Raw genomic sequence first — 20,033 nt, forward strand, 5'->3', positions numbered from 1 at the left:
ACCGCCTTCGATAAAGCCGTTCGCGCCACCCCGATGCGAACGGCACACAGGAGACAACGCTCGTGCCGAAGCCCGTGACCGCAGGCGTCATCGTGAACCCCGCGTCGGGGCGCGATATTCGCCGCCTGACCACGCATGCCTCCGTTTTTCCCACGGCAGAGAAGGCCAATATGGTCGTGCGCCTGCTCGCCGGCCTCGGTGCGCTGGGCGTCGCGCGCGTGCTGACCTTGCGCGATCGAACCGGCGTCGCGGCGTTGCTGCTGCGCGCCATCGAAACACACGAGGCGCTCGCCGCGGACGAACCTTGGCCGCACGTCGAATTCGTCGATCTGCCGATTGCCGATAGCGTGGCCGATACGCACGCGGGCGTCGCCCACATGGTTCGCGAAGCGGTATCGCTGATCGCGGTGCTGGGCGGCGACGGCACGCATCGCGCGGTTGCCGCGCATTGCGGCGATACCCCTTTGCTCGCGCTGTCCACCGGCACCAACAATGCGTTTCCCGAATTGCGCGAAGCGACCGTGGCGGGTCTTGCGGGCGCGCTGGTCGCCACCGGCACGGTGCCCGCGGACGTCGCGCTCGCGCGCAACAAGCGGCTCGTTGCGCGCTGCGTGGAAGGCCCGAACCGCGGGCACGAGGAAATCGCGCTCGTGGACATTTGCGTGGCGCGGCAGCCCTTCATCGGCGCACGGGCGATCTCTGAAAGTTCGGATATCGAAGCAATTTTTCTGGCGTTCGCGCAGCCGGACGGCATTGGCCTGTCTTCGATCGGCGGGGCCTTCGCGCCGGTGGGGCGCGATGCATCGCACGGCCTGCACATGACTTTCGCGCACGCGGGCGAGGCGGACGGCGTGCCGCTCATCGCACCCATCGCGCCGGGGCGCATCGAACGGCTCAACCTGCGCACCTGCCAGCGGCTCGAAGCCGGCGTGGCGCTGCCGCTCGACGCCGGCCACGGCACGCTCGCCTTCGACGGCGAGCGCGAAATCGAGCCCGCGCGCGGCGATCGCTACGAGGTATCGCTCGACTGGGGCGGCCCGCTCACGGTCGATGTCGTACGCACCTTGCGCTATGCGGCCTCGCATCAATTGCTGCGCGCGATGGCGGCAAGTCCCTCCTGACCCGCTTCCCTCCATCCATTCACCCGCAAAGGAGACACCCGATGACCCCATCGCCCATACGCTCGCCCACGGGCGCGGCGCCCTCGACCCGCCGCGGCTTCGCGTTGCACTGAAGCGCGGCTTGGCACCCGCAGGCAAGCCAGATTCCACCAACAGGAAGGAGACAACCATGTCTGTTACGACCCAGTTGAACAGGGAGCAGTTGCTGAAGGCCTATCGCTCGATGCGCACGATCCGCGAATTCGAGGAGCGGCTGCACGTCGAGTTCGCGACCGGCGAGATTCCGGGCTTCGTGCATCTGTATGCCGGCGAAGAGGCGTCGGCGGTCGGCACGATGACGCATTTGAGCGACGCCGACTACGTGGCGACCACCCACCGCGGCCACGGCCACTGCATCGCCAAGGGGGTGGACGTGCACGAGATGATGGCCGAGATCTACGGTCGCGCCACCGGGTCGTGCCGCGGCAAGGGCGGCTCGATGCATATTGCCGATTTGTCGAAGGGCATGCTGGGCGCGAACGGCATCGTGGGGGCGGGCGGCCCGCTCACCTGCGGCGCGGCGCTCGCCGCGAAACAGAAAAAGACCGGCGGCGTGGGCGTGTGCTTCTTCGGTGACGGCGCCTCGAACCAGGGCGTGATCTTCGAATCCATGAATCTCGCTTCGGTCTGGCGCCTCCCGGTGATCTTCGTCGCGGAGAACAACGGCTACGCCGAGGCCACCTCCTCGACGTGGTCCGTCGCCGCCGACAACATTGCCGATCGCGCCAACGGCTTCGGCATGCCGGGCGTGATCGTGGACGGTTTCGATTTTTTCGCCGTGTATGAGGCCATGGGCGAGGCGATCGCGCGTGCGCGCAACGGCGGCGGCCCGACGCTCGTCGAAATGAAGCTCTCGCGCTACTTCGGCCACTTCGAAGGCGACGCGCAGACCTATCGCGCACCGGGCGAGGTGCAAAAGCTGCGCGAAGAGAAAGACTGCCTCAAGCGCTTCGAAGAACGCGCGGTGCGCGCCGAACTCGTGAGCGCCGACGACTTGCGCAAGGTGGACGCGGAGGTCCGCCAACGGATCGACGACGCCGTGGCCAAGGCGAAAGCCGCGCCGCTGCCGGCCGACGAGGCGCTGCTCACCGACGTCTACGTGTCATACCCGTAATCGGACGGCACCCGAATTCATCAGGATTCCAGATCAAGGAGACGAAAATGGCACGGAAAATTACCTATTCGCAGGCGATCAACGAGGCGTTGGCGCAGGAAATGGCGCGCGACGATACCGTGATCGTGATGGGCGAAGACAACGCGGGCGGGGCGGGTTCGCCCGGCGAGCAGGATGCATGGGGCGGCGTGCTCGGCGTGACGAAAGGGCTCTATGGCAAGTTTCCGGGCCGCGTGCTCGATACGCCGCTCTCGGAAGGCGGTTTTATCGGCACGGCGGTCGGGGCGGCGGCGTGCGGTCTGCGCCCGGTGGCCGAGCTCATGTTCATCGACTTCATGGGTGTCTGCTTCGACCAGATCTTCAACCAGGCCGCGAAATTCCGCTACATGTTCGGCGGCAAGGCCGTCACGCCCGTCGTGATCCGCACGATGTACGGCGCCGGGCTGCGCGCGGCGGCCCAGCACTCGCAGATGCTGACCTCGCTGTTCACGCACATTCCGGGGCTCAAGGTCGTCTGCCCGGCCACGCCCTACGACGCGAAGGGCTTGCTGATCGAAGCGATACGCGACAACGATCCCGTCATTTTCTGCGAGCACAAGCTGCTCTACGGCATGGAGGGCGACGTGCCGGAAGAGTCGTATTCGATTCCCTTCGGCGAAGCGAACATCGTGCGCGACGGCGGCGACGTCACGATCGTGACTTACGGACGCATGGTGCACTACGCGCTGGATGCTGCGCAAAAACTCGCCAGGGAAGGCATCGAGGCCGATGTGATCGATCTGCGCACGACTTCGCCGCTCGACGAGGAAACGATTCTCGAAAGCGCCCGCCGCACGGGCCGCGTGGTGGTGGTGGACGAGGCCAACCCGCGTTGCTCGATTGCGACCGATATCGCGGCGCTCGTCGCGCAGCGCGCGTTTCATGACCTCAAGGCGCCCGTCGGCATGGTCACGGCGCCGCATACGCCGGTGCCGTTCGCGGGCGTGCTCGAAGACCTCTACATCCCGTCGGCGGACAAGATCGCCGAAGCCGCGCGCGCCGCAAGGAGCTGAAGTCATGCCGATCCACATGATCACGATGCCCAAATGGGGCCTCTCGATGGAGCAAGGCCAGGTGAACGGCTGGCTGAAGTCGGTGGGCGACACGGTGGGCAAGGGCGACGAACTGCTCGACGTCGAGACCGACAAGATTGCCTCGGGCGTCGAGTGCGCTTTCGAGGGCGTGCTGCGGCGGCAGATCGCTCAGGAGGGCGAAACACTGCCGGTGGGCGCGCTGCTCGGCGTCGTGGCCGATGCAGAGGCGTCCGACGCCGATATCGACGCGGCCGTGGCGGCCTTCCAGCGCGATTTCGTCCCGGCCGCGACAGCGCAGGACGATGCGGGACCGCAGCCCGAGAAGGCGCAGATCGGCGGGCGCACGATCCGCTATCTGAAGCTGGGCGAAGGCGCGGGCGTGCCGGTCGTGCTGATCCACGGCTTCGGCGGCGACCTGAACAACTGGCTCTTCAATCACGCCGATCTTGCGGCGGGGCACACGGTCTGGGCACTCGATTTGCCGGGACACGGCGAGTCCGGCAAGGCGGTCGAGTCGGGCAGCCTCGACGAACTCGCGCAAAGCGTGATCGATTTTCTCGACGCGCAGAAGATCGAGCGCGCGCATCTGGTGGGGCATTCGCTCGGCGGCGCGGTCGCGATGACGGTTGCGCAACGCGTGCCCGCGCGCGTCGCGTCGCTCGCGCTGATCGGCAGCGCGGGGCTCGGCAACGAGATCGACGGCGCGTATATCGAGGCCTTCGTCGCGGGCACCAACCGCAACGCGCTGAAGGCACCGGTCACGAAGCTCTTTGCCGACCCGGCGCTCGTCACGCGGCAACTCGTGGAGGACCTCGTGAAGTACAAGCGGCTCGAGGGGGTGCAGGATGCGCTCAGGAAGATCGCGGATGAGGCGTTCGAGGGCGGGGCGCAGCGCCACGTCCTGCGCGAGCGGCTCGCAACGCTTGCGCCGCGCGTGTTCGTGATCTGGGGCGACGCCGACCAGATCATCCCGGCCCGTCATGCCGAGGGGCTGCCGGAGAGCGTGCGCGTAGTGGTGATGCCGGGCCAGGGCCATATGGTGCAGATGGAGGCGGCCGCCGAGGTCAACCGCCTGCTCAAGGCCTTTTTCGACGGAGAGGGCTGATGGAGGCCGCCGCCCCGTTCGACACGCCGCGCGAGGGCGCGACCGCGCTCGGCCAGCGCGGCCTGCGCAGCCGCGAGAAGCTCGCGCGCATTCCCGTGAAGGTCGTGCAAGGCGAGGCGGCGTTGCCGAAGCCGCCCTGGCTGCGCGCGCCGCCGATGATGAGCGAGCGCGTCGCGGACCTGGCGGCCGTGCTGCGCGCGCATCGTCTTCATTCGGTGTGCGAAGAAGCCATGTGCCCGAATATCGGCGAATGCTTCGCGCAGCGCACGGCCACCTTCATGATCATGGGCGGACTCTGCACGCGCCGCTGCCCGTTCTGCGACGTGGCGCACGGCCGGCCGGAGCCGCTCGACGCCGGGGAACCCGGGCATCTCGCCCGCGCCGCCGCGGCGCTCGGCCTGCGTCACGTCGTGATCACCTCGGTGGATCGCGACGATCTGCGCGACGGCGGCGCGGCGCACTTTGCACGCTGCGTGGCGGCCGTGCGCGAGCAGGTGCCGGGTATCGGCGTCGAGTTGCTGACGCCGGATTTTCGCGGGCGCATCGGGCGCGCGCTCGATGCGCTTTCCTGCGCGTGGCCCGACGTGTTCAACCACAACATCGAAACCGTGCCGTCGCTCTACCGGGCGGCGCGGCCCGGCGCCGACTACGCGGGCTCGCTCGATCTGCTTGCGCGTGCGAAGGCCGCGTGCGCTGCGCTCGTCACGAAGTCGGGCTTGATGGTGGGGCTTGGCGAAACCGATGCCGAACTGCTTGCGACGCTGCGCGATCTGCGTGCGCACGGCGTGGAGGTGCTGACGATCGGGCAGTATCTCGCGCCGTCGCGGTTTCATCTGCCGGTGCGGCGTTACGTGAGCCCGGACGAATTCGCTGCGCTGCGCGATGCGGGGCTGGCGATGGGCTTCAGGGAGGTCGTGGCCGGGCCGCTCGTCCGTTCTTCGTATCACGCGGCACAGACCGTGGAGGCGGCCAGGGCGGCCGGCTAGCTCCGCGGGCTCTCGCGCAGATACCGGGTGCTCACGCGGGAGAGATACGCGGTGAGCCCCACGCCCGCGATCATCAGGCTCGCCGTGTTGGCGAGCCAGAAGCCGCGCGCCCCCGTGGCCCAGGCGGGCAGGTTGCCGGTCACGTCGAAGCCGAGCGCGTAGCCGCCGCCGAGACCCACGCCCCAGAGCGCGACGGCGTAGATCACGGTCGGCACGACGGCGACCTTGTACGCACGCAGCGCGAAGGCCGTGGTGACCTGCAGCGCGTCGAAGATGTGATAGAGCGCGACGATGGCCACGAGCGGCATCGCGGCCGCCGCGACCGCCGGGTCGGGCGTGTAGCCGCCGATGATGAGCGGGCGCAGCAGGAACACGGCGAGTGCGAACGCGCACGCGATCGTCAGGGCGGTGAGAATGCCGTGCCGCGCGAGCGTGCGCGCCTCGGCCGGGCGATTGCCGCCCAGCGCCTGGGCCGCGAGCGTCGAGGTCGCCACGCCGATGGCGAGCGGCGTCATGTACAGCACGGCGCCGATGTTGCCGGCGATCTGGTGCCCCGCGAGCGTCGTCGTGCCGAGGCGCGCGATGAAGATCGCCATGAACGTGTACGAGGTCACCTCGATCAGATACGAGAGCCCCATGGGGATGCCGAGCTTGAGCAATTCGGCCTGGCGTTTCCAGTGCGGCCAGCAGAAGTGCCGGAAGATGCCGAACGGCTCGAACACGTCGATTTTCGTGAGCGCGAGCACGGCGAAGGCGGCCAGTGCCCAGTTGATCGCCGTGCTGGCGAGCGCGCAGCCGGGGCCGCCCAGCGCGGGTACGCCGAGGCCGCCGAAGATGAGCCAGCGGTTGAGGGCCACCTTCAGCACGAGCGCGCCCACCTGGAGGAACATCACGAGCCGCGGCCGGCTCACGGCGTTGGCGAGCGAGCTGTAGATGCGGAAGAGGAGCCCGGCGGGCAAGCCGAACGAGAGCAGCCGCAGGTAATCGACGGTGCGTTCGCGCAGCGCCTCGGGCGCGCGGGCGAGGTCGAGCAGCGGACCGGGGAAGTAGAGGATCGCGCCGCCGATCACCATCAGCACGAGGGCGAGCCAGAGCGCCTGGCGCACCTCTTCGCCGATCTCGGCATCGCGCTGCGCGCCGTAGAGCTGCGCCGCGACGGGCTGCAGCGCAGTCAGGATGCCGGTGAGGCTGATATAGACGGAGACGTAGATCGACGAGCCGAGCCCCAGCGCCGCGAGATCGAGCGCGGCATAGCGGCCGACCATGGCCGTGTCGATCACGCCGAAGGCGATGATCGCGAGCTGCCCGACCAGTACCGGCCAGGCCAGCGCCGCTATGCGGCGGACGTCGCCGGATACCGTACCGGTCACGGCGGGCTCAGTCCGGGCGTGGGCGCCAGACGCGGCGCTTCGCGGGCGGCTGCGGGCGATCGATGCGCACGTACAGGCGGAAGCGCTCGTCGCGGTCGGCCGCGCGGCGGCCTTCCCAGACCAGCTTCCAGACGAAGTTCGACATCGAGCTGGGCTCGCCGTAGTCCTGGGTGTCCTGGCGCAGGATCACGTCGCAGTCTTCGTCGAACGAGAAGTGCATCTTGCCGAAGTAGGCGAAGGTGGCGATCTGCGCGTCGCCGAGCCGCACGGGCGAAATGCACGAGTAGTCGGCGGGCAGGTGCGCGGCAATCTGCTGCGCGACGTCGCGATAGGTCCGGCTGTAGTTGACGACCGGCAGCCAGAGCGTCATCAGCAGGACCCACATGAGCGTGGTGCCGCCGCTCGAAAGCACGACGCTGCGCCAGAGCACCTTGGGATGGCGCGCCACGCGCCACTGCACGAGCACCATCCAGCACACGGTCACGGCCACGGCGCAGGCAAACGAGAGGATCTTGAACTGCGGCGTGAAGCCCGGAGCGAGGCGTGCGAGGTTGCGCGCGAGCGGCGCCGGGAAGCCGGATATGCCCGCGAGCCACACGAGCCACACGAACGTACCGAGGATCGTAAAACTCAGGACGGCGAACCAGTCGATCGCGTTGATCGCGCCGCGCTTGAGCGTGGGCAGCGCGAACGCTGCGAGCACCGAAAGCGCCGGCAGCACGAGCATGAAGAGGCGATTGGTTTCCTGGCTCTGCACGACCACGAGGATCAGGAGCGGCACGATCACCGAAAGCGGAATGGCGATATGCGGGGCGCGGCGCAGGCCGGCCCAGCTGAACCAGGCCCACAGTGCGAGCGGCCACGCGGGCCACGTGAAGAGCGGCAGGTTGCGCACCGCGTAGAGCAGCACCGCCCCCGGCGGCCCGGCAAAGGCATTGACGCTCGAATGGGTCCACTGGTCGAGGAACCACACGGCGTCGTCGGGATAGAGGTGCAGCGCCGCGAGCGGCCACGAAGCCGACACGGCGAGCGCAACGGGCAGCCCTGCGACAAGGAGCCAGCGCGAGCGCGTTTCGGGAGCGATGGCGAGCATCGCGAGCGTGCCCACGAGCAGGGCGCCCACCAGCACCGGCCCGCTCGACAGCATGACGATGCCGAGCGCGAGGCCCCACCAGAGTGCGCCCTGGATCGGCTTGTCGATGGCGCGCACCACGCCGTAGAGCAGCATTGCAATGCCGACGAACTGCATGAGCTGCGGGGTCGTTTCGTGGCCGCGCGCGGCGAGGCCGAAGCAGGCGAGCAGGATGAGCAGCGCGCCGTCGGCGAGGGTGCGGCCGTAGTCGCGCGGCTCGGGCTCGCCGCCGAAGGCGTACTTGAACGGCTGAACCTCGGGGCGGCGCCCGAGCAGATAGGCGCTGTACCAGACAAACGCGCAGGCAAGGCAGAACAGCACGCCGGTGGCGACGCGCGAGGCATTGCTGGCGTCCACCCACGGTGTCAGCACGCGGATGCAGAGCGCGCCCAGCCAGTAGCCGAGCGGCCCGTTTTCCGTGATGTACTTGCCGACGAGGTTCGGCAGCAGCCAGTCGTGCGAGGTACCGCCCGCCATGGTCCACATCACGCCGAAGCCGGCTGCGTCCTCGTTCTTCCACGGGTCCCGGCCGAACAGGCCGAACGACGCGAACACGATACAGATGGTCAGCAGCAGCCAGCGCGGCAGGGCGCTGGTGGCGGAGGCGGTCAGTCGAATGGCTGGCTTCATTCAGTACGAGGTGAGCGGGTAAGCGGAGCGGCTCGCGGGCGCAGCGTGGCGGTCACCGCCGGCCCGAATCCGGCATTCTAGCCGGGCCGGCGCACGCGCGTCACGGCGGGAGCCGCGCCGAAATGCATGGAAACGACTGAAACAGGGCCGTGATCCTCCGGCGTTCGCGAGAAATCCGGGAGCGGGCGGCCCTGAGGCGAACCGCGATGCGGGCAATAAAAAAGGGCAGCAAACGCTGCCCTTTTTTCGGTCCGGGACCGGCGCCAGGGCCGGTTCAGGCGTTTTACGAAGCTTACTTCGTAGCCTTGCCCGTGGCGCGCGCGCCGAACTTCTTGTTGAACTTCTCGACACGGCCGGCCGTGTCCATGATCTTTTGCGTGCCCGTGTAGAACGGATGCGATTCCGACGACACTTCGATCTTGGCGAGCGGGTAGGTCTTGCCGTTGAATTCGGCGGTTTCGCGCGTCTGGATGGTCGAGCGGGTCACGAAGCGGAAGTCGTTCGAAACGTCGATGAACAGGACTTCGCGATAATCCGGGTGAATGCCTTCTTTCATGGTTTTTCCTTAAATCTGGCGGTAGCCAACCCGCGTGCCCGGCTGCGGGATTGCAGCACAAAGCGCTTTTGCCTGAAATCAGGCGCGAGCCACTTGCCCAAGTTCGAAAAACGGCGATTATGCCAGAAAATCAGCCGGTTGGCGAATTTCAGCGCGCGCATTGCACGCAATCTACGCCGCGCCGCTTAACCCCGCCAGCGCACCGGTTCGGGCCGGGTCCTGGCGGTAATAGCGCGCGAGCAGCCGGTACAACTCGGGATATTCGGCCTCGAACTCGCGCGGCTTCACGAACAGCGCCTCGCTGCACACGGCGAAGAACTCGGACGGATGATCGGATGCATAGGGATCGATCAGCGATTCGCGCTCGAAGCGCGCCCAGCGGCGCTCCGGCACGGCATCGACCTTCGCGCAGAACTGGTCGTAGGCATGGTCGAACACGTCGCCCCACATGGCGCCGTCGAGCGGGGCGTGCCAGCGCCGATAGAGGGGCGGATGGCCGTCGGTCTCGCCGTTGAGCATGTCGATCTTGTGGGCGAACTCGTGAATCACGACGTTGTAGGCGTCGCTGCCGTCGGTCATCTGCGCGTCCTCCCACGAGAGGATCACGGGGCCGCCGTCCCACGCCTCGCCGCTCGCGTCGTGCTCGACTTCGTGCACCACGCCGTCCTCGTCCTCCACGGTCTTGCGGATCACGAATTCGCCCGGGTAGACGATCACGCCGACCCATCCGCGGTACAGATCGAGCGAGAGGTTGAGCACCGGCAGCGACGCCTGGACGGCGATCGCCACCACCATCGCGTCGGTCAGTTCGAGATCGTGAGCGGTCGAGAACTCTTTTTGCGCGATGAAGAGGCTCGTGAGTTCGCGCAGGCGCACGAGGCCGGCGGCGTCGAGATGGCCGAGGAAGGGCAGGCCCTCGAGCGTGGCCTGCCAGAGCGCGTCGTCGATGGCGTGGGTGCGCAGGGCCTTTTCGCGGCGGCGCGCGCCGAACCACTGGGAGAGTTTCGATAGCATCGCCGGTGGGCTTCGTGAGGTGAAGTGCGTCGTCAGTTGATCTGCTTCTGCCAGGCCGCAAAGATACCACCGCAGACCGCCACGCCGATGAGGAAATAGAAGCCGTCGAGCGAGCTCAGGAAGCTCGCCTGCTGCGCGACCATGCGGCTCATCTGCACGATTGCGAGCCCGTGCGCTTCGCCGGGCGGGCGGCCGGGCGCCTCGAAGGCCTGGGTGAGCGTGGCGAGCGTGTTCTGGTAGACGGGGTTGAACGGATTCACGAATTCGGCGAGGCGCGACTGGTGCAGCGCCTGCCGGTGCTGCTCGATGATGATGACACTGGAGGTCGCGAACGACATGGTGATCTGCCGCACGATGTTCTTGAGCCGGTAGCCGTGCGTGAACTCCTCGATGGCGAAGATGCTGAACGTCACGTTCGCGACCGGCAGCACGATGAAGAGCAGCAGGAGGCCGCGCAGCAGGAGGGGCGCGATGAGCCACGATTCGCTGACGTCGGGCGGCATCTGCGTCATCCACAGAGAGACGCACGCGGCGAGCACGAAGCCCGGCACGATGATCCACTTCTTGCGCGTGACGAACTTCGCGTAGCGGAAATACAGGAAGAGCGCCGAAGCGGAGATCAGCGAGGTGATGCCGGTGAGTCGGCCGGCGTTCTCGACCGGATAGTTGAGCCCGCCTTCGAGAAAGCGCGAGACGAGATAGCTGAGCGCGGTGCTCTGATAGTAATAGACCACGTAGAGCAGGATGCCCGCGCGGAAGGTCTTTTCGCGCAGCGCGTGCAGGCGCATCAGGGGCTTGGGGTGATGCCACTGCTGCCAGCCGAACCAGGCGAGCGCGACGATGCCGCCCACGGTAAGCAGGATCAGGCCGGGCGACGTGCTGAACAGTTCGAAGCGGACCTGCTGCATGGCGATCTGCAGCGCGCCCTGCGCGAGCGCGAAGATGATGTAGGGCCAAAAATGCGTGCCGCCGCGCGCTTCGGGCAGCACGTGGCCCGAGTCGGGCAGGGCGAGGAGCGCAAGCACCGCGAACAGCACGCCGGCGGGCGCCGTGCAGAGAAAGAGCGCGCGCCAGTCGAACTGCGCAACGAGCATGCCGCCCACCAGCGGCGCGAGGGCGCTGGAGAGCACGATCAGGATCAGGAACGCACGCGTCGCCACGGGGCGTTGCTGCGGCGTGAAGCTGCTCTGGATGAGAATGCGGCAGGTGCCCATCATCGGGCCGATGAAATAGCCCTGGACGCCGCGTGCGAAGGCGAGTTCGATCGACGATTCGCAAAGTGCTGCGGCGACCGACCCCGCTGCGTAGAGCAGCAGGCAGCCGCCCACGTAGCGGCGGTAGCCGAGCCGCTCGACCCACCATTGCTGCTGCAGGATGCCAAGCACGGCGGCAACGGCGTAGGCGCTCGACGACCAGACCAGTTCGTCCGGCGAAGCGTTGATGCCGCCCGCGATGTAGCTCGTGAAGAACGAGAAGATTGCGTTGTCGAAGTAGTCGAGGCCGGTGGCGAGCGCGAGCACCCAGGGGAAGAAGTCGCCGCGCAGGCGCCCGGCGCCGAAGAGCGGCTGACGGCTTTGCGGCGGGGTCGGCGGCGGGCTGGGTGCGGCGGGTGCGCTGCTCATCGGTTCACGCCCCGGCGTTTCCGTCGCCGCCGTCGGAGGCCGGTGTCTTGTGACGCTTTTTCCTTGCGGCCAGACGCTCGTCGATCAGCGTTTCGGCGGGTACGCCCGCAAGGCGTTTTCCGAGGTAGTCGAGATCGCCGGCGAGTTCGGCGCGCACCGTCTGCGCTTCCTTCAGCTCGCGCCGCACGGCGGCGATGCGCGCGTCGAGCGTTTCGATCTGCCGGGTCAGCGCGTCGGCAATCTGCCGCAGCGAGTCCTGCGAATAGCGCCTGCGTCCGTCGTCAGCGGATTCGAGCGGGCGCTTGAGCATTTCGGCGATGCCGTGCAGCGAAAAGCCGAGCGAGCGCAGCCGCAGGATGCGCGAGAACTGCTCGATGTCGTCTTCGTTATACAGGCGGTAGCGGCCCTCGCTGCGCGTGGGCGTGACGAGACCCCGCTCCTCGTAGTACTTGAGCGTGCGCGGCGTGACGTTCAGGCGCAGTGCGGCGTCGCGCACCGTGAGCAGCGCGGGGGTATCCCGGGACATGGGCAACCGGCCGGATGGCGGCAGTGGAATCAGGTCGCCATTATAACCAGACGTGAACGTTCACGTACAGGTTGTGGCCGGGTCCGGCAGCGCCTGAAAAGGGTCGCCAGAATGAAAAACGCCCGCTTGCGCGGGCGTTCGTGGCGATGCGGGAGGGGCTTAGCCGCCGCGGCGCATCATGTCGAAGAATTCGGAGTTGTTCTTCGTCTGGCGGATCTTGTCGAGCAGGAATTCCATCGCCTCGACTTCGTCCATGTCGTGGATGAACTTGCGCAGCACCCAGATCTTCTGGAGGATGTCCGGCTTGATCAGCAGTTCTTCGCGACGCGTGCCCGACTTGTTCAGGTTGATCGACGGATAGACGCGTTTTTCCGCGAGGCGGCGCTCGAGGTGCACTTCCATGTTGCCGGTGCCCTTGAACTCTTCGTAGATCACGTCGTCCATGCGGCTGCCGGTTTCGATCAGCGCCGTGCCGATGATGGTGAGCGAGCCGCCTTCCTCGATGTTGCGCGCGGCGCCGAAGAAGCGCTTCGGGCGTTGCAGCGCGTTGGCGTCCACACCGCCCGTGAGCACCTTGCCCGATGCGGGCACCACGGTGTTGTAGGCGCGTGCGAGACGCGTGATCGAGTCGAGCAGGATCACCACGTCGTGCTTCATTTCGACCAGGCGCTTGGCCTTCTCGATCACCATTTCGGCCACTTGCACGTGGCGGGCGGCCGGTTCGTCGAAGGTCGAGGCGATCACTTCGCCCGCCACCGAACGCTGCATTTCCGTCACTTCTTCCGGACGCTCGTCGATCAGCAGCACGAACAGGATCACGTCGGGGTGATTCTGCTTGATGGCGTGCGCGATGTGCTGGAGCATCACGGTCTTGCCGGACTTGGGCGAGGCGACCAGCAGGCCGCGCTGGCCCTTGCCGATGGGCGCGATCATGTCGATGATGCGGCCCGTCACGTTCTCCTCGCCGCGCATTTCGCGTTCGAGCAGCAGCACCTTGTTCGGGTGCAGCGGCGTGAGGTTCTCGAACATGATCTTGTGCTTCGAGGCCTCGGGCGGCTGGCCGTTGACCTTGTCCACCTTCACCAGCGCGAAATAGCGTTCGCCGTCCTTCGGCGTGCGCACTTCGCCTTCGATCGTGTCGCCGGTGTGCAGGTTGAAGCGGCGGATCTGCGACGGGCTGATATAGATATCGTCCGTGCTTGCGAGATACGAGGTTTCGGGCGAGCGCAGGAAGCCGAAGCCGTCCGGGAGTACTTCGAGCGTGCCGTCACCGAAGATCGTTTCGCCCGTTTTGGCGCGCTTTTTAAGAATGGCGAACATCAGTTCCTGCTTGCGCAGGCGGTTCGCACTTTCGATCTCGAGGCCATTGGCCATCTCGATCAATTCGGAGACATGCAGAGACTTAAGCTCGGAAAGATGCATACGGAGAACCCGTCGGGGAGGAGTGCGACGAAAGGAGTCTGGGGGAAAAGAAGCGAGCGGAATCGCTCTAGGACTTGCTTGAGACTTTGCTTGGTACTTGCTTGCTACTTTATAAGGCGCCGGGTAGACGCTTTATGAATTCTAGCATAGCACACGCCAGAAACCGCCAGTGTGGCAGAACGGCATGTTTTTACGGTGCGTGTTGTCGGTGGACAACACGCACCGTTGCGGACCCGCCCGCCGGGCATGCGCCAAACGTGCCGAAAGCGCAGAACGCAGGCGCCGTGCCTTATGCCGCGCCAGCCGAAGAGGGCGGGTGCGGCCCGGGTATTACAGGTGGCTGTCCAGGAACGCGGTGAGCTGCGACTTGGAGAGCGCGCCGACCTTCTGCGCGGCGACGGCGCCGTTCTTGAAGAGGATCAGCGTGGGGATGCCGCGCACGCCGAACTTCACCGGCGTGGACTGATGCTCGTCCACATTGATCTTCGCGATCTGCAGGCGATCGCCGTAATCCTTCGCGACTTCATCGAGAATCGGCGCGATCATCTTGCACGGGCCGCACCATTCGGCCCAGAAGTCCAGCAGGACCGGCTTGTCGGATTTCACGACGTCCTGTTCGAACGATGCGTCGCTGATATGCTTGATTTGTTCGCTCATTTTATGAATACCTCTTTCGAATCGAGGCTGACTGAATAGTTGCTCGCCACGATACACCAAAACTGAAAACCTGGTCGGGCCCGCCAGGGCGCCTCGCTGTTCTGCGCAAGCCGCGTACCGGATCGCCCGCGCGGCCTGCGCCCAATGCCGACGCCAGTGTAGCCTAAATCCCTATGCGTTGCCGACGGTGATAGTACTCATGCCGGCAGCAGGGTTTCAGTCGGCTGACCGACGTTCGGAGCGCGTTTGTCGTGCGCCCCGGCGGCGGAAACTGCCCGATTGTCCCGTGATTGAGTGGGGCAGCCGGCTCCATGCCCTCCATATTGAGATGCCGCGCACGATTGCAAGAGTCCAACCACCGGCCAGCCGTCGCGCGACTTTTCGCGCGGCGGGGATTCGCATTGCAGCGCAACCAATGTTAGAATGCGACGTGACGGGCCTCCTCGCATGGAGGGGCGGTCAACCTGGTCAGGTCGGGAACGAAGCAGCCACAGCCGTTTTCCGCCAGTGCCGAGGGTCAGGCTCGTCACCTCAACTTTCTTCCTGTTTTTTCTCCGCAGTTTCTCCCGCGCTTTCTCTCTGTTTTGCTCTCCGGTTCGAGCCAGACAATCTCGTTCGCGCGTTGTCGCACCGTATCGGCGAAGCGCCGTTCCAGCCGCGCCAAAGCCTTGCGGCACACCGCGCAAAAGCGCCGTGGATCGCGCATTTCGCGCCTCTGCGATTCATCGGTGCGGCCGGGCGATGCTGATACAATTTCCGGATGACCTATCAAGTTCTCGCACGCAAGTGGCGACCGAAGGACTTTGCTTCGCTCGTCGGACAGGAGCACGTGGTGCGCGCGCTCACGCATGCACTCGACGGCGGCCGCCTGCATCACGCGTATCTCTTCACGGGAACGCGCGGCGTGGGCAAGACGACGCTGTCGCGCATCTTCGCCAAGGCGCTCAACTGCGAGACCGGCGTGACGTCGAAGCCGTGCGGCGTGTGCCGTGCGTGCCGCGAGATCGATGAAGGCCGGTTTGTCGATTACGTCGAAATGGACGCGGCGAGCAACCGCGGCGTCGACGAAATGGCCGCGCTGCTCGAGCGCGCCGTGTATGCCCCGGTGGATGCGCGCTTCAAGGTCTATATGATCGACGAAGTGCACATGCTCACGAACCACGCCTTCAACGCGATGCTGAAGACGCTGGAAGAGCCGCCGCCGCACGTCAAGTTCATCCTCGCGACCACCGATCCGCAGAAGATTCCGGTCACGGTGCTCTCGCGCTGCCTGCAGTTCAATCTCAAGCAGATGCCGGCGGCGAACATCGTCGAGCATCTCACGCACGTTCTCGGCGAGGAGAAGGTCGAGTTCGAGCCGCAGGCGCTGCGCCTGCTCGCGCGCGCCGCCGACGGCTCGATGCGCGACGCGCTCTCGCTTACCGACCAGGCCATCGCCTATTCGGCCAACCAGGTGACCGAGGAGGCCGTGCGCGGCATGCTCGGCGCGCTGGACCAGAGCTATCTGATCCGCCTGATCGACGCGCTCGTTGCGGCCGATGGCGCCGCCGTGCTGGCCATCGCCGACGAAATGGCGCTGCGCAGCCTGTCCTTTTCGACGGCGCTGCAGGATCTGGCAGGTCTGTTCCACCGCATCGCGTGGGCGCAGTTCGCGCCGGGATCGGTGCTGGAAGAGTGGCCCGAGGCCGCCGACCTGCGCCGTTTTGCTGCCGGACTCGCGCCGGAGCAGGTGCAGCTGTTCTATCAGATCGCCACGCTCGGACGCAGCGAACTGGGCCTTGCACCGGACGAATACGCGGGCTTCACGATGACGCTGCTGCGCATGCTCGCATTCGAGCCGGCGGCGCCGGGGGCGGGCAACGCAGGCAGCGCACCGGCTTCGAAGCCGGCAGCGGGGGGCGGCACGCGCACGGGGGCGCCGGCCATGGCATCGGCTGCTGCGAGCGCTAAAAGCGAGGCAGTGCCGCCGGTCGCCACGCCGAAGCCGGCAGTGGCTGAAACGGCTGCAGCACCGGCCGTGCCGCCGGCCGCAGCGAAGGCCGCGCAATCGGACGATACGGCGCATGCCCAGGTCGCCGAAAGCCGCATCGAAGCACCGGTCGTAGCACCGGCGCCCACGCGCGTCGTGCCGCCGTGGGAGTCGGCCGACGCGGCTTCGGCGGCGGTACCCGAAGCCGCGTCAGCCCCAGGTGCCGAACCCCGCTCGCAGATCGTGGCCGCCGAGGCCGAACCTCAAGCGCTGCGCGAAACCGCTGCGGCCGAACCGGCCGATCCGTTTGCGACAGCCGCCTCCGGCCCGCGCGGCGGCGCGAGCGCGGCACTCGACGTGCTCCGCAGCAAGGGCATGCGCGTCTCGGGCGAGCGGGGCGCACGCGCCGGTGGCGCCACAGCGACGGCCGCACCCGCAGCCGCGCCGAAGCCGGCCGCGCCGCGCGCCGAAGTGAAAGTGCCGACGCCCGATCCGGCGCGCCGCGCCGCGGCGGCACTGGAAGCCGAAACGCGCCGGCCGCCGCGCAGCCAGCCGGCGCAGGACGCCTCGGGCGCGCCGCCGTGGGACGACATTCCGCCTGACGACTACGTGCCGCTCGGTGCCGACGACGCGTATTTCGCCCCGCCCGACGACGGCTTCGTGCCGGCCTTCGACAGCGAGCCCGCCGCCCCGCGCGGCGCAGCGCCTGCCGCCGTTCCCGCCGCGGCCATCGTCGACGTGAGCAAGCTGCCGCCCGGTATCGCGCTCGATGCGATCGGCTTTGCCGGCGACTGGCCGGCGCTCGCCGCCACGCTGCCGCTCAAGGGCATTGCGTACCAACTGGCCTTCAACAGCGAACTGACGGCCCTCGAAGGCACCCTCCTCAAGCTGAGCGTGCCGGTGCCGCAGTACGCGGAAGCCTCGCAGGTCGCGAAGCTGAAGGCGGCGCTGGCCGGGACGCTCGGCCAGGCCGTGGAGCTCGCGGTGGAAGTCGGACCGGCGCGCCGCACGGCGGCCGCGCTCGACGCTGCCGCCCGCGCGCAGCGCCAGCGCGACGCGGAGCGCGAGATCGGCGCCGATCCGTTCGTGCAGCAACTGATTCGCGACTTCGGCGCGAGCATCGTTCCGGGCTCGATCCGGCCGATCGCACCCGAAGCCGCGCAGGGCGGCAGCCAGGCCGCCCATTGATTTGCGGCGCACGGCGCGCTACGGCGCCGCGCGCTTTTTCGAATACAGACGATCCTGAAGGAGTCACGATCATGATGAAGGGCCAACTCGCCGGGCTGATGAAGCAAGCCCAGCAGATGCAGGAAAACATGAAGAAGATGCAGGAGCAGCTTGCCCAGATCGAGGTCGAGGGTCAGGCGGGCGCCGGTCTCGTCAAGGTCACGATGACCTGCCGCAACGACGTGCGCCGCGTGTCGATCGATCCGAGCCTGCTCGCCGACGACAAGGACATGCTGGAAGACCTCGTTGCCGCGGCGTTCAACGACGCGGTGCGCAAGGCCGAAGCGACGTCGCAGGAGAAGATGGGCGGCATGACCGCCGGCCTGCCGCTGCCGCCGGGCTTCAAGCTGCCGTTCTGACGCCTGCGCTTTTGCAGCTGTCCGAATTTGCCTGAAGCCGTACCTGCGGGCCGCACTGCCGCGGCCCGCGTTGCGCGAGACGTGCGACGCCGCGCACAACCCATCGATCCGCCACGCCGAACCCGCATGAAACAACCTTCCGCCCTGGCGGCGCTCGTCGAGGCGCTGCGCACGTTGCCCGGCGTCGGGCCGAAGTCGGCGCAGCGCATGGCTTATCACCTGATGCAGCACGACCGCGACGGTGCAGAAAAGCTCGGCAACGCACTGCTCTTCGCCACCGAGAACCTGAAGCATTGCGAGAAGTGCAATACCTTTACGGAAGCTCAGGTGTGCGAAACATGTCTCGACGAGGAGCGCGATCCCACGCTGCTGTGCGTCGTCGAAACGCCGGCCGACCAGATCATGCTCGAACAGACCATGACGTGGCGCGGCCTGTATTTCGTGCTGATGGGGCATCTGAGCCCGCTCGACGGCATCGGCCCCAAAGAGATTCATTTCGACCGGCTCGTGAAGCGCGCCTCGGACGGCATCGTGAAGGAAGTCGTGCTCGCGACCAACTTCACGAACGAAGGCGAGGCCACCGCGCACTATCTCGGCCAGGCGCTGAAGGCGCGCGGCCTCGCGGTCACGCGTCTGGCGCGCGGCGTGCCGGTGGGCGGCGAACTCGAATACGTCGATGCGGGCACGATCGCCCGCGCGATGATCGACCGCCGCTCCATGTAGCACCCTGAGGGCTCGCGCAGAGCCCGCTCAGGCGCGCGCCTGCTGCGTTCGTTGCGAGCCCGGTGCCGCCCGGGCCCGGCGGCATGGCCGGATGCCTATCGAAGAACCCAAGGAGACCCATGAGCGCAGCCACTTCCCCCGAATCCGCGTCCGGCGGGCAACCTGTGGGGCCGCTCGCCGGCGTGAAGGTGCTCGAACTCGGCACCTTGATCGCCGGCCCGTTCGCGGCACGCTTTCTCGGCGAGTTCGGCGCCGAGGTCATCAAGATCGAAGACCCGAAAGGCGGCGACCCGCTGCGCAAATGGCGCAAGCTCTATCCGGAAGCCGGCGGCACGTCGCTCTGGTGGGCCGTGCAGGCGCGCAACAAGAAGTCGGTGACGATCAACCTGAAGGCCGAGGAGGGCAAGGAGATCGTCCGGCGCCTCGCGAAAGAGGCCGATATCGTCGTCGAGAACTTCCGGCCGGGCTTGCTCGAAAAGCTCGGGCTCGGTTACGACGTGCTCTCGAAGGAGAACCCCGGCCTCGTCATGGTGCGGCTCTCGGGCTACGGGCAGACCGGGCCGTATCGCGACCGTCCCGGCTTCGGCGCGATTGCCGAGTCGATGGGCGGCCTGCGCCACATCACCGGCTATCCCGATCTGCCGCCGCCGCGCATCGGCATTTCGATCGGCGATTCGATCGCGGCGCTTCATGGCGTGATCGGCGCGCTGATGGCGCTTCATCATCGCAACGTGAATGGCGGCAGCGGCCAGATCGTCGATGTGGCGCTCTACGAGGCCGTCTTCAACATGATGGAAAGCGTGGTGCCCGAGTACGGCGTGTACGGCATGGTGCGCGAGCGCACGGGCGCTTCGCTGCCGGGCATCGTGCCGTCCAATACGTATCCGTGCCGCGACGGCAGCATCGTGATCGGCGGCAACAGCGATCCTATTTTCAAGCGCCTCATGACCGCCATCGACCGCGAGGATCTGGCGGACGATCCCGGCCTCGCGCACAACGACGGCCGGGTGCCGCGCACGGCCGAGATCGACGGCGCCATCGCCGCATGGCTTTCCACGCGCACCATCGACGAAGCCCTCGAAGCGCTCAACGCGGCCGACGTGCCGGTGGGCCGCATCTACAGCGTAGCCGACATGTTCACCGACCCGCAGTTCATGGCGCGCCAGATGATCCAGCAATTCCGCTGGCAGGGGAAGGTGGACGTGGCGCTGCCCGCGGTCACGCCCAGGCTCTCGGCCACGCCCGGCGACACCCGCTGGCTCGGCCCGGAACTGGGTGAACATACCGATGAAGTCCTCGAGGCGCTGGGTTATGATGCACGACACATAGCGCGGTTGCACGCGCAACAGGTTGTCTGAGCCGCACGAGACGGCGGCTGCGCTTCGGAT

18 protein-coding genes and 1 other RNA gene are annotated in these 20,033 nt (G+C 67.0%); 10 read left to right on the top strand and 9 right to left on the bottom strand.

Annotated elements, in window-relative coordinates; genetic code table 11:
- The first annotated feature begins 62 nt into the window (after positions 1-62).
- The 5 genes from BFE01S_RS06370 to lipA all read left to right on the top strand — a co-directional run bounded on the left by BFE01S_RS06370 (position 63) and on the right by lipA (position 5,438).
- Positions 63-1,121 carry an ATP-NAD kinase family protein gene (locus BFE01S_RS06370; RefSeq protein WP_028224757.1) on the top strand — a complete coding sequence of 353 codons (1,059 nt, stop codon included), beginning with the start codon at positions 63-65 and terminating at the stop codon, positions 1,119-1,121.
- Positions 1,122-1,290: 169 nt separating this feature from the next.
- Positions 1,291-2,274, top strand: coding sequence for a thiamine pyrophosphate-dependent dehydrogenase E1 component subunit alpha (locus BFE01S_RS06375; RefSeq protein ID WP_028224758.1), 984 nt, complete (start codon positions 1,291-1,293; stop codon positions 2,272-2,274).
- Between the two features lie 47 nt (positions 2,275-2,321).
- Positions 2,322-3,326 (top strand): alpha-ketoacid dehydrogenase subunit beta, encoded by a 1,005-nt coding sequence (locus BFE01S_RS06380; RefSeq protein WP_028224759.1) that lies wholly within the window; start codon positions 2,322-2,324, stop codon positions 3,324-3,326.
- A gap of 4 nt (positions 3,327-3,330) precedes the next feature.
- Positions 3,331-4,452 (top strand): acetoin dehydrogenase dihydrolipoyllysine-residue acetyltransferase subunit, encoded by a 1,122-nt coding sequence (locus tag BFE01S_RS06385; protein WP_028224760.1) that lies wholly within the window; start codon positions 3,331-3,333, stop codon positions 4,450-4,452.
- Entirely contained in the window at positions 4,452-5,438 is a 987-nt protein-coding gene (gene lipA, locus BFE01S_RS06390) for a lipoyl synthase (RefSeq protein WP_028224761.1), read from the top strand. Before BFE01S_RS06385 ends, lipA begins: the two co-directional genes overlap by 1 nt.
- On the opposite strand, the gene BFE01S_RS06395 is transcribed toward lipA, so the two are convergent.
- The 9 genes from BFE01S_RS06395 to trxA all read right to left on the bottom strand — a co-directional run bounded on the left by BFE01S_RS06395 (position 5,435) and on the right by trxA (position 14,367).
- Entirely contained in the window at positions 5,435-6,808 is a 1,374-nt protein-coding gene (locus BFE01S_RS06395; RefSeq protein ID WP_028224762.1) for an MATE family efflux transporter, read from the bottom strand. The genes lipA and BFE01S_RS06395 overlap by 4 nt on opposite strands.
- Positions 6,809-6,815: 7 nt before the next feature.
- On the bottom strand, positions 6,816-8,570 hold the full coding sequence (locus BFE01S_RS06400; protein ID WP_028224763.1) for an ArnT family glycosyltransferase: 1,755 nt from the start codon (positions 8,568-8,570) through the stop codon (positions 6,816-6,818).
- Between the two features lie 292 nt (positions 8,571-8,862).
- Complete coding sequence (locus BFE01S_RS06405; protein ID WP_028224764.1) at positions 8,863-9,126, bottom strand: type B 50S ribosomal protein L31; 264 nt, start codon at positions 9,124-9,126, stop codon at positions 8,863-8,865.
- The gene (locus tag BFE01S_RS44055) at positions 9,123-9,287 is read right to left on the bottom strand and encodes a hypothetical protein (RefSeq protein WP_156966927.1); all 165 of its coding nucleotides are present in this window, start codon (positions 9,285-9,287) and stop codon (positions 9,123-9,125) included. Before BFE01S_RS44055 ends, BFE01S_RS06405 begins: the two co-directional genes overlap by 4 nt.
- Before the next feature lie 10 nt (positions 9,288-9,297).
- Positions 9,298-10,140, bottom strand: coding sequence for a M90 family metallopeptidase (locus tag BFE01S_RS06410; protein ID WP_028224765.1), 843 nt, complete (start codon positions 10,138-10,140; stop codon positions 9,298-9,300).
- 32 nt (positions 10,141-10,172) lie between these two features.
- Positions 10,173-11,762 (bottom strand): MFS transporter, encoded by a 1,590-nt coding sequence (locus BFE01S_RS06415; RefSeq protein WP_028224766.1) that lies wholly within the window; start codon positions 11,760-11,762, stop codon positions 10,173-10,175.
- 4 nt (positions 11,763-11,766) lie between these two features.
- Complete coding sequence (locus tag BFE01S_RS06420) at positions 11,767-12,288, bottom strand: MerR family transcriptional regulator (RefSeq protein ID WP_028224767.1); 522 nt, start codon at positions 12,286-12,288, stop codon at positions 11,767-11,769.
- A gap of 159 nt (positions 12,289-12,447) precedes the next feature.
- Entirely contained in the window at positions 12,448-13,710 is a 1,263-nt protein-coding gene (gene rho, locus BFE01S_RS06425) for a transcription termination factor Rho (protein ID WP_027797263.1), read from the bottom strand.
- A 330-nt stretch (positions 13,711-14,040) separates the two neighbouring features.
- A complete protein-coding gene (gene trxA / locus BFE01S_RS06430) occupies positions 14,041-14,367 on the bottom strand; it encodes a thioredoxin TrxA (RefSeq protein ID WP_027797264.1) in 327 nt (108 codons plus the stop codon).
- A gap of 432 nt (positions 14,368-14,799) precedes the next feature.
- Here trxA and ffs point away from each other — a divergent pair.
- The 5 genes from ffs (at position 14,800) to BFE01S_RS06450 (ending at position 20,003) form a co-directional block, all read left to right on the top strand.
- Positions 14,800-14,898, top strand: an RNA gene (gene ffs, locus BFE01S_RS42220) — signal recognition particle sRNA small type.
- A gap of 229 nt (positions 14,899-15,127) precedes the next feature.
- Entirely contained in the window at positions 15,128-17,524 is a 2,397-nt protein-coding gene (gene dnaX, locus BFE01S_RS06435) for a DNA polymerase III subunit gamma/tau (RefSeq protein WP_028224768.1), read from the top strand.
- A 71-nt stretch (positions 17,525-17,595) separates the two neighbouring features.
- On the top strand, positions 17,596-17,922 hold the full coding sequence (locus BFE01S_RS06440; protein ID WP_028224769.1) for a YbaB/EbfC family nucleoid-associated protein: 327 nt from the start codon (positions 17,596-17,598) through the stop codon (positions 17,920-17,922).
- A 126-nt stretch (positions 17,923-18,048) separates the two neighbouring features.
- The gene (recR, locus tag BFE01S_RS06445) at positions 18,049-18,645 is read left to right on the top strand and encodes a recombination mediator RecR (protein ID WP_028224770.1); all 597 of its coding nucleotides are present in this window, start codon (positions 18,049-18,051) and stop codon (positions 18,643-18,645) included.
- 119 nt (positions 18,646-18,764) lie between these two features.
- On the top strand, positions 18,765-20,003 hold the full coding sequence (locus BFE01S_RS06450) for a CaiB/BaiF CoA transferase family protein (RefSeq protein ID WP_028224771.1): 1,239 nt from the start codon (positions 18,765-18,767) through the stop codon (positions 20,001-20,003).
- Positions 20,004-20,033: the final 30 nt, after the last annotated feature.

Source organism: Paraburkholderia ferrariae NBRC 106233 (assembly GCF_000685035.1).
Lineage (GTDB): Bacteria > Pseudomonadota > Gammaproteobacteria > Burkholderiales > Burkholderiaceae > Paraburkholderia > Paraburkholderia ferrariae.